Source organism: Yersinia proxima, assembly GCF_902170785.1.
In the GTDB taxonomy this organism is placed as follows: domain Bacteria; phylum Pseudomonadota; class Gammaproteobacteria; order Enterobacterales; family Enterobacteriaceae; genus Yersinia; species Yersinia proxima.
The window spans coordinates 751,815-764,118 of record NZ_CABHYG010000004.1; the positions used below are offsets into that span (position 1 = coordinate 751,815).

The following is a 12,304-nucleotide window of genomic DNA, read 5'->3' on the forward strand; positions in this document are numbered from 1 at the left end:
GAAACCCGCTATTTCAGCCTACAGATATGTAAGGAGTCGTTCTCGCATACCCGAGTCAGGCGCTTATATTATTCCCATTACTGACTTTTGAATAACCTTTTTAACATCGATTACCCAACAAATTATAAGTTGAATAACAGATAGTTATACTCAAACAGTCGGCATTAAAAATCAGACTGTTTTAATGGCAATAGGTTCACCCGCCATTTTCTTTTTCAAGGTACGCTTGGTGCGGTCGATCACCTCACCGGCCAATTGGCCACATGCCGCATCAATATCATCACCACGGGTCTTACGGACGATAGTCGTAAAGCCATATTCCATCAATACCTTAGAGAAACGATCCACCCGGCTATTTGAACTACGGCCATAAGGTGCCCCTGGGAACGGGTTCCATGGGATCAAGTTAATCTTACACGGAGTATCTTTTAAACATTCCGCCAACTGATGAGCTTGCTCTGTGCTGTCATTGATGTGATCCAGCATAACGTACTCAACAGTAACCCGCCCGCCATTGGCATTCGATTTCGCCAAATAACGGCGAACAGCGGCCAGGAAGGTTTCGATATTATATTTACGGTTGATAGGCACAATTTCATCGCGGATATCATCAGTCGGCGCGTGTAATGAGATTGCTAAGGCAACATCAATCATATCGCCCAATTTATCCAGTGCAGGCACCACACCAGAAGTCGACAATGTCACACGACGTTTGGATAAACCGAAACCAAAATCATCCATCATGATATCCATGGCAGGCACCACATTATTCAAGTTCAGCAGCGGTTCCCCCATCCCCATCATTACCACATTGGTGATAGGACGGGTGCCGGTTGACTTTAATGAACCGATAATCTTGGCTGCACGCCAAACCTGGCCAATAATTTCTGATACCCGCAGGTTACGGTTAAAACCTTGCTGTGCCGTTGAACAGAATTTACATTCTAATGCACAACCAACCTGAGAGGACACACACAGCGTTGCGCGGTCACCCTCTGGGATATACACCGTTTCGACTTGCTGATCACCCACTTTGATGGCCCATTTAATGGTGCCATCGGTTGAGCGCTGTTCTTCCGCCACTTCGGGGGCGCGTATTTCAGCTACCCGCTGTAATTTGGCACGCAACCCTTTATTAATATCGGTCATTTGCTCGAAATCATCGTAGCAATAGTGATACATCCACTTCATGACCTGATCTGCACGGAAAGGCTTCTCGCCCATCTCGGCAAAAAATTCGCGCATTTGTTGACGATTTAAATCAAGCAGATTGATTTTGCTGGTTGCTGATGCTGCGGTAGCAACCGCGTTGTCAGACTGAGGGGCAGCATCAATTGGCATTGATGCAGTTAATAATTGTTCAGACATGAGTTGTCGTGGCCTCGTTGTTACACTTTACGGCGCTGCGCTTTAAACCGGGTACGGCTTTCGAAACGGCGATGAATAAATAATAGAACGCCCCGGCAGAGATGTCTCCACCGGGGCGCAGCATTGTACAAATTTTAAAGCATGGATTCCATGATTGGGAAGGCGCGCAGGCAACTTTATTGTTTCAGTTGATTAAACAAGCCAATCTAATTCACAAAATCAATTAATTAGCGGGGGCAAATTTCATCTTCGTTGAAAAAATAAGCGATTTCACGCTGAGCTGATTCAACAGCATCAGAACCGTGCACCGCATTCGCAGTGAAGCTATCGGCAAAATCAGCACGCAGAGTGCCTGCCAGTGCGTTAGCTGGGTTGGTTGCGCCCATGATATCACGGTGGCGTTGCACAGCATTTTCGCCTTCCAGAACCTGAACCATGATCGGGCCAGAGGTCATGAACTCAACTAAGCCATCGAAGAATGGACGACCTTTATGTTCCGCGTAAAAACCTTCGGCTTGTTCTTTGCTCAGGCGCAGCATTTTTGCAGCAATAATTTTGAAACCAGCACTTTCAAAACGCGCATAGATGGCACCAATGTCGTTATTGGCAACAGCATTGGGTTTGATAATGGAGAAAGTACGTTCTAAAGCCATGATAACCTCTATTGGATTTCTAATATTGACCGGACTCGGAACCCGCCTTGTTAAATGCTTTTTAACTCGCAGACAGTTCCTTTACTACAAAATTATGCCGACCCTGTACAGTGGCCGCCGATTATATGTGTGCTGTCAGCGCTTGCCTACGGGAATTACAACATTTCATTAAAAAATATTTATCTTTATTCCTCATTTATATGTACAACTCACACTTTGCATAAAAATCTTTTGAGATCTCACCCGCGTCTGAATTTTGTTATCAATATCAAAGCTCATTAATATATTGAAAGCCAACCTTTTTTTTCACAATTGCCGATGGCTGGCTAATCACATCCGATACCAAAGAACGCTTTCCTTTCTTTGCCAGGTGCTCGGCCAATGCCCGCATAGCAGCTGTGCCTGCCCCACGAATAACGCCGTTGGCAGTAGGATGTAGTACATCATCTGGGCGAGTTAATGACCCCGCTATGCCGACATCAAATTCATTAATATCTACCGCCATCGCTATGCTGACTACTTCGCCGGATAAACGCACAATCACATATATATAATCCTCACGCGGTGTTCTTAACCAACTCTGGGCTACATCGCTCACCAAACTGGCAGCGGAAATAACATCATTCCTTCCCTGATACATATTGGGATTGCTTGCCGTTTCAGCATTTGCAGTAATATACAAAGACTGCCAAGCCTGGCGGTACAACTTGCGCCACTCTTCCACCACCGGGAGAACATTTTGTCTGGCTGTTCGCGTGGTTTCAGTGATACCACTGATTATCTCAATATCAAAATGCAGCTCAGGCTGTTCAATCCACTCGCCATGATGTTGTCTTCTGGGTACTGTCTCAACAAACTGAAAATTTTGTAGATCAAGCTCATAGCGCCCCTGGGGTAATAACTGTACTGCTTGCGGGGGTTGGACGTCTGATTCTGGTTTATTGTGACGTAAATAATCGCTATAGCTGAGTTGGGAAAAATCAAATGCTGTTTTTAATAGTGCTACGTTATCAATATTTGCTGCTATAAAGGTTCTGACATTTTCAACAAAACGTTCGTCCACCGTAGGGTCAGATACGGCATAGCCGGTATCTCCTGTATTAACAATCCGCGATATAACCCGGCCAAAATTTTCTGCATTCCAGGTGCTAATACTGCTACCAAATAGCAGCGTAAAATCAGTTAAAATATTTAATGTCCAGGTAATACAAGGAGGAATAGTCTCACGGCGAGAACGCAGACGAGGCAGCACTTCATCTTTCATAGAAACGTTACAGGCCAAGGATGTTGCAGGCAGAGTTAATGATTTACCATTCATATCAGAATTAATATGGGTCAATATTCCCTTAGGGTCAGATGATGGCTCTATTACCACTTTATCAAAAGCGATAGCTTCATCATCTTTTATTTTAGGCAGTGGTTTAGATGTACCCGATATTTGCAATGTTTTATTATCATTATTACTAAAAAACTTTTGTGCATCAGTAATGAAATGGTCTACCTGATTACACCCTCCCTGGATAATATAATTATATAGATTAAGCATAGGGTCTAACCAACAGACTATTTTACCTATAAAACTACGTTCCATTCTATGCTGTGCTTTTTCAACTGTTAGAACAACCTTATCAATTATGACTGGTTCCCCAGCACTTTTATTATAGATAAAAAACTTAACATTGGTATTGTCAACATCAAATAAATACCCCAAAACAGGATAAATATTTATCACCTGGTCACCAGAAGATTCTATAAGTTGAAATTCAAAATACCCACCATTAAATTTAGATAACAGGGATAAAGTATTACCATGATCACTCAATTCAAATACAGCATTTCTGTTGATCTTTTCATGAACAAATAAAACCTCTCGTCCCTTTACTTTAAAAACCCCACCTCCGGCTATACCTACAGCATAATCATCCTCATTTGTTATATAAAAACTAATTAATACTTGTTTTGAACCTATCCTTTTGTCATTCCAATAGCTACCAAAGGCATATTGTATAGGAACCACCATACTATCTTTGATGACACAATATTTATCACAGAGAAAGTGTTCGAACTGAGAAGTTCGAATACTACTTATATTATTATTCATTCCTATTTTTTCAAGATCTGAGGCGGAGTGACTCTCTGTTAGAGTGAAATAAATACCACCATAATTATCATTTTCATAAATAATAGTTTGAGTGTCTGCTGGTAATAGAATAGAGCTAATTCTATCATTAAGAGGATTTAACATATGAGATTGCCGGCCATGGGTTCCATTATATAAATCAAGTCTCTCATTGCCTGATATGCAAATAGATTCACCAATAAAGTTATCATTAGTATAAAAACAAGCAGCACTTCTGACTTTAAAAGAACTAATTGCATTATTTAAACTTGTCCATCGGCGGGAGAGACCTAAATCGACACTTTCCTTAAATGTTAAATTCTCACCTGAGAAATTGATATCTTTAAATGTGGTAACCACCATCCCTTGGGGAATTATAATCGATGATATCTTATCATTCCATTCTGTTTTAAGATTACTTACCGCTTGCCCCTGATGAGCACAAATAGATCTTCCTTGATAATTCTCATCGTCAAAAAAACATATTCTCGGTTCTTCAGCAAATACATTTGTCGTTAATATTATTAAAAAAAGCATTATAAATGAAACGTTATAAACCATCTAATTACCCTCCAGCTATAAATCATAATGCGGAATGCCTATGCTAGAGTTAATTTATCGAACAAATCAAAAACATAATATTATTTTATTTATCACAAAAATATTAATTAATAATAGAATATAAAAGACGACTATATGTTTCCATTAATTGATTTGTTCTATTAATTCATTCCAAGCGAAATACTAGATTACCCACCAGCCCGCTTTCATCCAATACATTAAGTTGATAGCGACCCGGCACAGATAAGGTTTGTATCCATGATTGATTATTATCAGTCACCGCAACCTGTTCTCCATTGAGGAACCACCATCTTTGTCCGCGCCCTCCCTGTGCTTCCAATCTGAGATCAAGACGATTTTGGCCCGGTAATCGCTTCACGACTGCGCCATCGCGTATCCCCAAAACCAATAGCGGCGCGGCTTCAATACCGCCTTGAGGTGGGCATTCGCGACTTGCCGCGGGCAGCCGATGACTTCGGCGCTCAGTAATGGATAACCAGGGTTCCAATGGTAAGGGCCACAACGTTAATGTGACTGACTCAGCGCCCTGGCAATCAGCTGCTACCCGCAGGCCCTGTCGGTTCAACCATATAGTAAGCTGGCCGCCCTGTGCATTTTCTTGGCCGGGTGCGGTTAAAGTTGGTGGAAACGTACCTTCCAGAACCCAACTTTGCCGCCGCTGCCGGCAATTAGTGTCTCCGGTCGCCAAAGGTTGACCACCCGGCCAGCAAATCTCTTCGCGGCTGACGGACGATGGCCGGGGATCTCGGGGTAACGGGTGGCCGGTTTGCTGTAACCCATTCATCAGCAAGTTATTGACTTGATTGAGGATAGGGATAGCAGTGGCATAACCAAACTGTCCAGCGACCGGAGTGCCATCTGGCCGACCGACCCAGACGCCAATGGTATAGCGCGCATTAATGCCAATCGCCCATGCATCACGGTAGCCATAGCTGGTACCGGTTTTCCATGCCAACGGTACCGTGGCGGGTAAAATATCGTCCGGTAATGGTCGGGCTTCCCCCGCCATAATTCGTCGGGTAATCCACGCCGCTCCCGGTGAAAACAAGCGCCGTTCCTGTATCTGCTGTTGTGGCTCGAACCGCAACGTTGCCGCCATTCCGCCCCGCGCAAAAGCGCTGTAGGCTGCGACTAATTGGTCAAGCCGTGAACCTGTACCGCCGAGGATCACTGCCAAGCTGGGTTCACTGTGCAGTGGGAAACGTAAGTCCAAACCGCCATTACGTAAGTTGGCGGTAAAACGCTTAGGGCCATATGCTTCGAGTAATTGTACCGCTGGCAGATTTAAAGAGCGCACCAAAGCCTCGCTGGCACTGACCGGGCCGTGGAAACCGGTATCAAAGTTACCGGGCCGATAATCGCCAAAGCGGCGCGGCACATCTTGTAACAGTGACTCAGCATGGATCAAACCATCATCCAATGCCATTGCATACAGGAATGGCTTCAGTGTTGACCCCGGCGAGCGCCAGGCACTGACCATATCCACATGGCCGAAGCGACGATCATCCTGAAAATCGACTGAACCGAGGTAAGCACGCACCTTCATGGTGGTATGGTCTACCACCAGCAATCCCAATGAAGTTTTCTCGGGGAGTTGATGACGCCAACCTGCAGCCATATCTTCCAGCTGGCGCTGTAAACCTGCATCCACAGTGGTGTTAATCACTTCCCGCTGGTTGCCCGTTGTTAAACGCCGGGCTAATAATGGCGCTAATTGCGGAACCTGACGCGGTGCCAGCCAGATATCTTCTTGTTTGATATCAACGACCTGCTCAGCCGACCACACTTGATAATCCGCCAACCGACTTAATACTTTATCGCGCGCAGCTTTAGCTCGCAGTGGATAGCGATCCGGGCGCAAGCGGCTCGGTGCTTGGGGCAACACGGCCAATAACGCGGCTTCTGCTGGCGTTAATTGTGAGGGTGGTTTACCCAGATATGTCCAACTGGCCGCGCCAATGCCTTGCAACGTGCCACCGAAAGGGGCGCGGTTAAGGTAGATTTCGAGAATTTTGTCTTTAGAAAAGTGCCATTCCAGCTGAGCAGTTCGCCACACTTGACGTAATTTACCCGTCAACGTGCGGGGATGCGGGTCAATCAGGCGGGCAACTTGCATCGAAAGTGTGCTACCACCAGACAGAATCTTACCTGCACGCAAATCCTGCCAGGCGGCGCGGGCCAGTGCCAACGGGTTCACACCGGGATGAGAATAAAACCAGCGGTCTTCAAAGGTCAGCAGCGCTTGCAGGTAATAAGGAGACACCTCTTTCAACGTGACCGGATAGCGCCAAACCCCGTCAGCATCGGCAAAGCGCCATAACGGTGTCCCATCCTCGGCGACCACCACTCGCGCGACCTGCACTTCAGTCAATGGAAGCGGCCAGCGTTTATCCGCCAGCCACAAGATAGCTGGAAACAGCACAACAATAAGCGCCAGCAGCCAGATTTTACGGCGATGACGGGAAAAGTATGTTTTTAGCATCAAGGATAGATAGCTCCCCTTTTACCTATTGCCGCAAAAGGGGAGTAAGTGTTTACTTAACTACTTCAAGCTGCGGCACCGTGCTGCCCAGCGCCCGCCAATCTGGAACATACATCGATTCCACCTGCGGCGCAGGCACCTGATAAATACCCGGCGTCACTGCGCGCGCCAGATATAACAATGTCGTATGGCGGTAAGCATCAACATTGACGGCGGCAACATAGCGGTCATCACGGAACTCCTGATGCTTGATATCCGACTGCTGCATATCCTGCATCAACTCGGTCACACTACTGGCGCTTTCCCCCAGACTGGCACTGCTGTCACCCAAATTCTGGTTTTCCAGTTCCAAACCAGCCGGCAGTAAATCAACCACCAGCGCATCGGGCACTCGTTTATCAGCCCAGACATCTAAATGCACCAAAACCAACTCGCCACTCTTCAATTGGGATAAGCGCAGCGGCTGACCATCAAGCCCAATATAACTGCGGGTGATATGTAAATTATTGCTGTACGGCGCTGGCGTTTGCTGCGGATACCCCACCACATTCACGCGGCTGTACAATGCAACATCGCCACGGTTTTGTAATTGCATCCCGCCCGCCAATTGTTGTGCTGACCAGTTTTGATTCAATGCTGCACTTTGCGTCAATGTTCCGGCCTGTTCAATTGGCTCAACTTGCGATGCAATTGCCACTTGCCATGGCGTTTCTGCCCCACTCATCAATGTACGACCCGCGAGGAATACTGCATTGCTTTCCTGCGTTGACAGATAATTGCGGCTGGTCAAAGCATCAGACAGTGCCAATAGACGCGTATCACGATCTTGCGCCAGCAGATTATTGTCAGTTAACAGCGCCAAAATCAGGGCATCATCGCGCAGCGAACTGCCGTAATCCTCCAGCCAATAGTCTTTATCACTGCGGGTGGTACTCAGCCCCTGCATAATAGCTTCTTTGGCCCGTGGCATATCCCCCATTAATTTAAGTGCGACGCCCAGTTGCACCAGCGGCAAACCGGAACGCGCATCATCGCGGCGGGTATACAATTGACGCAAAGCACCCAGTGAAGCCTGCTGCTGTTGTGCCAATACCAAGCCCGCATAGGCCTGCACCGCAAAGCGCGTGTGTTTGGTCTGTTCACTGTAACGAATTTCAATTTGATTCGGATCTTGCAAATAACGTTGCAAACGATTATTCGCCGCCGTTAACGCAGCCACCGGCACACTGTACCCTTGCTGGCTGGCGCGATAGAGGAAGTCCGTGGCATACGCCGTTAGCCAGAACTCTTCCGGGCTATCATTGCTCCACAAACCGAAACTGCCGTTATAACGCTGCATGCTGAGCAAATGCTCGATGCCGACATCAATGCTTTTACGCCGTTTTTCGTCACTATCGGCCTTAATGCCGAGTGCCGTCAGTTGGGCATAATTGCTGTACAACGACGGATACAACCCGCTCACCGTCTGCTCCAGACAGCCATAAGGATAAGCATATAATTCAGTGATATAGCGCGCTAAATTCAGCGGTGGTCGGCTGGTTATCAGCAGTTGCCCTTGCAGAGTTTCAGGAGCCAGACCTTTGGTCGCCTCCGCTGGCAGATTCCAGCTTTCACCGCTGTGCAGCACATTGGCGAAATGGCGCGTCTGGGCAGGATACGCTGGCCGCACACCTACTTTCCAATGATGCTGATAATCGGGCAGTTTCTCATTCGGTAAAACCATACCGGTAATAGTCAGCCCGATATCGCCCTGCCCAAAACCATTCAACGCCCGCACCGGGATCAGTACTGTTTTGCGCTCGTTATTTGCCAGCGAAATAGTTTGGGTTGGCGCGCCATTGAGTGCCAGTAAATCGCTGGCGGCCCAGTTAAGTGACAGCGTCTGCGGCTGACCGGACAGATTACTTAAATCCAATGCCAGTTGGGTGCTGTCTCCTCCCGCCAGAAAACGCGGGGTGGCAAGTTGGGCAATCAGCGGAGCCGCGACCACCACCTTAGACTCAGCTTTACCGAAATCTTCATCACTCCAGGCTTGCGCCATCAGGCGTAGCTCGCCGTTAAAGTCAGGAATAGCCAGCTCAATAGTGCCTTCACCCTGCGCGTTTAACGTCACCGGCTGGGCCTGTTGCGCCACAATAGTGACTTCAGTTATCGGTTTCTTACCGCCACGGGATAGCGCGTCTTCGTCATCTCCATCACCACCAAAGCGCAAGCTCGCCAAACGGCCCTGCCCTTCAATGAGTTGCCCGTAAACATCATATTGATCGGCGCTGTAGCGCTTGCGGCCAAAGAAGGCATCATAGGGATCGGGCGTGGCGTAATCAGTAATATTCAGAATCCCGCTATCGACTGCCGATAGCAACACCTGCACTTTCTCAGGTAACGGCGCACCGCTGCGGCTGGCTTTTACTTTTACCGTTAAGGTCTGATTAGGACGAATGCGCTCAGGTGATTCCAGCTCTAATGCCAACTTGCGGGTTTCATCAACCAGCGGCAGATGCAGCAAACCAATGGCGCGTTTGGGGGTCGCCTGCTGTGACTTATCACCAGGGCGAATCACTGTCGCACTGAGATATAAATCATGGCGATTCCACTCTTTGTTAATCGGCACTTCAACCTCAGTGCCCCCAGCCGGAATAGTCACTTCCTGCCACCACAATGGGCCATCACTGGATTCCACCAGCAGATAGCCATTACCGGCCGCCGGTGCTTCAATATGCAGTTTTACTTTTTCGCCAGGTCGGTAAGCCGGTTTATCCAGTGCCAGTTTGACCTGATCTGGCCGCACTGCACCGCTGCCTGCGGTATTATCCTGCCAGCTGTAACCGGCCCAGAAACGAGAGCTGCTGACTAATTCATTATCTGGATTACTCACCTCAATACGATATGCGCCCCACTCCACTGGGAAACTGACTTTAGAACTGCCGTTGGCAGGAATATCCACTGACTGCTCGGCCAGTGTCAGATCTTTTTTATCATACAGTGACTGCCAGCCATCACTTTCTGACCACTGCCAGTAGTAATCGCGGCGCTCACGCACCAACTTCACTTTCAAACCCTTCGCCGCCAGTTTTTCACCATCAGTATTGGCATAAACAATTTCAAAATCCGCCGTAGTGTCCTGATCGACCATCGCCTGTGATTTATAACTGTCACTGCGATAATCATAAACTTGCTGCTTGTTGAATAACGGGCGAATTCCGACCAGCGCATCGGCTGGCCACAATGCTTGCTCAGCGCGCCGCGTGACTGGCCGACCGCCGGACTCCAGCAAACTGGCCTGTAAAATCAGTTTCAGCGGTGATTGCGCATTCTGCCAACTGTTATCAACTTCAACGTCAGTTTGGCCGTCACTGTCAAGTGTGGTATCAAACTCATCCAGGGTACGTGAAAGGTTTTCTTCGATAACCGAACCGAATTCAAAACCGGGCAATGAGGCAACCGCTTCGCGCAGTGGGCGCAGGAATAACTGGCCTTGCAGTCGGTTACCGGATGCCGGAGCGCCGTAGAGATAGCGGCCAGTGATGGCAAAACTGGCTTCGCTGTCAGTGGCGATCGGCTCTTTACGGGTGGCAATCTCAAGTGCCATCCGTTCTGGCAGGAAGTCTTCCACCTTAAATTTGTACAGGCGCGGCTGGTTATCGCCCAAATTCATGCGCAATGACCACTCGCCGGTCGGGCCATTTTCTGCAATCGCGTACTGGTATTGATACAAACCATCCTGCGGCTGCCAGACAAAACTGCGTACCACTTGATTATCCGGCTTGAGAATATCCACTTTAACCGGCTGGGTGGTCAGTGGTTTACCATCAGCATCGCGCAGCAACCCATTGACAATTAACGTCTCTCCGGGGCGATATAAGTCGCGCGGGCCGAAGACGAAAAACTGTTTCTGAAAACCTTCTGGCCCGGCAATATCAAATTCAGCCAGATCCAGCGCTGGCGCATTGAGGTCGATCAGGCTGGTCTGCCCATTTTGCGAGGCCAGTAGCAATTTTGCTTTAGCATTCTTTTCTAGCTGCGCATGGCCCTGACCATCAGTCTCAGCTTGTACCAACACCTGGCCTTTTTCATCCAGTAACTGTAGCGACACGCCTTTCAGTGCAGCACCACCCGCCAATGCCTGGGTAAAAACATCCATCCGGTCATGATAGCTGTGCAACGAAACACCGATATCACTCAGGGTAAATAAGGTGGCTGCATTGGTGTAACTGTATTGCCCGGCTTGTTGCATCACCGCCAAATAAACTCCCGATTCTTGCAACGGCTTGATATCGGCTAGTGGGAGTAATAACTTTTCGCGGGTATTGGCGGCAGGGTTAAGGTCAAAACGGCCGGTATAGACCAAATCAGCCATTTTCAGCAGTTCATCTGATTCCCAGTTTGACAGTGCACTGCGGTACTGCCAGCTTGCGAGGAAATTAGCCAGGCTGCCTTGCTTGATGCGGAAAAAATTCACATCAACGCTATTAACATTGAGTGCCATTACTGGCAAGCCCTGAGCCAATTTCCCCGGTAATAATGAACCTTTACTGGCAAAGCCAACACTCGGTTTGATATCGCGAGTAGTTATTTGCTGCTGCTCTTGTTTGCCCAACTGAGTACCGCCGATGCCTTGCAACGTGCTATCGACGGTCAGCAGTAATTTACGCTCAGGTTTAAGATGGCGTAGCCGTAGCTCCATCAGATTTTCTGACAGTTCCCAGGCACCGTCTATTTTCCCACTGACGGTATCAACCAAATGAACCCGTGCGGAAAAATCTTGTTTGGGATCTAATGGCTGCGAGAAAGTCAGCACCATGGCACTGGCACCCTCGAGTTGTAGCTCGGAGGCATCCAGTAGAGTAAGCGACTGGCCAGCATGCAGCTTTGCCAATTCCGCCAACTTATTGACATCGTTTATTTTGCTAGCCGGCGCTTTTGCTGCCGGTTCGCTAACCTGTGTAGTCTCCGGGGATGATGGTGCCTCAACATCCTTATTTTTGCTCCCATCATCGCAGCCCACCAATAACAATAAGGTACTGGCGAGCAGGGCGGTCTTGCACCCTTTCATTTTTGACATTAACCGCTGCAATCCGTTGTGGTTCATATCTTGCCCCG

The 12,304-nt window shown here is 48.1% G+C and carries 5 protein-coding genes; all 5 read right to left on the minus strand.

What is annotated here, in order from left to right; genetic code table 11:
* Positions 1–171: 171 nt before the first annotated feature.
* The 5 genes from FTB31_RS05440 to FTB31_RS05460 all read right to left on the minus strand — a co-directional run bounded on the left by FTB31_RS05440 (position 172) and on the right by FTB31_RS05460 (position 12,293).
* Positions 172–1,341, minus strand: a complete 1,170-nt coding sequence (locus tag FTB31_RS05440) for a bifunctional tRNA (adenosine(37)-C2)-methyltransferase TrmG/ribosomal RNA large subunit methyltransferase RlmN (RefSeq protein ID WP_227719493.1) — start codon at positions 1,339–1,341, stop codon at positions 172–174.
* 254 nt (positions 1,342–1,595) lie between these two features.
* Positions 1,596–2,021, minus strand: a complete 426-nt coding sequence (gene ndk / locus FTB31_RS05445) for a nucleoside-diphosphate kinase (protein WP_077173740.1) — start codon at positions 2,019–2,021, stop codon at positions 1,596–1,598.
* A 268-nt stretch (positions 2,022–2,289) separates the two neighbouring features.
* Complete coding sequence (locus FTB31_RS05450) at positions 2,290–4,701, minus strand: peptidase inhibitor family I36 protein (RefSeq protein ID WP_077294404.1); 2,412 nt, start codon at positions 4,699–4,701, stop codon at positions 2,290–2,292.
* A 166-nt stretch (positions 4,702–4,867) separates the two neighbouring features.
* Positions 4,868–7,204 (minus strand): peptidoglycan glycosyltransferase PbpC, encoded by a 2,337-nt coding sequence (gene pbpC, locus FTB31_RS05455; RefSeq protein WP_227731185.1) that lies wholly within the window; start codon positions 7,202–7,204, stop codon positions 4,868–4,870.
* A gap of 52 nt (positions 7,205–7,256) precedes the next feature.
* Positions 7,257–12,293, minus strand: coding sequence for an alpha-2-macroglobulin family protein (locus FTB31_RS05460; RefSeq protein ID WP_077294398.1), 5,037 nt, complete (start codon positions 12,291–12,293; stop codon positions 7,257–7,259).
* Positions 12,294–12,304: the final 11 nt, after the last annotated feature.

Coding starts and splice junctions, on each gene's coding strand:
- FTB31_RS05450 (WP_077294404.1), bottom strand. CDS start 4,701: ATGGTTTATAACGTTTCATTTATAATGCTTTTTTTAATAATATTAACG.
- ndk (WP_077173740.1), bottom strand. CDS start 2,021: ATGGCTTTAGAACGTACTTTCTCCATTATCAAACCCAATGCTGTTGCC.
- pbpC (WP_227731185.1), bottom strand. CDS start 7,204: ATGCTAAAAACATACTTTTCCCGTCATCGCCGTAAAATCTGGCTGCTG.
- FTB31_RS05440 (WP_227719493.1), bottom strand. CDS start 1,341: ATGCCAATTGATGCTGCCCCTCAGTCTGACAACGCGGTTGCTACCGCA.
- FTB31_RS05460 (WP_077294398.1), bottom strand. CDS start 12,293: ATGAACCACAACGGATTGCAGCGGTTAATGTCAAAAATGAAAGGGTGC.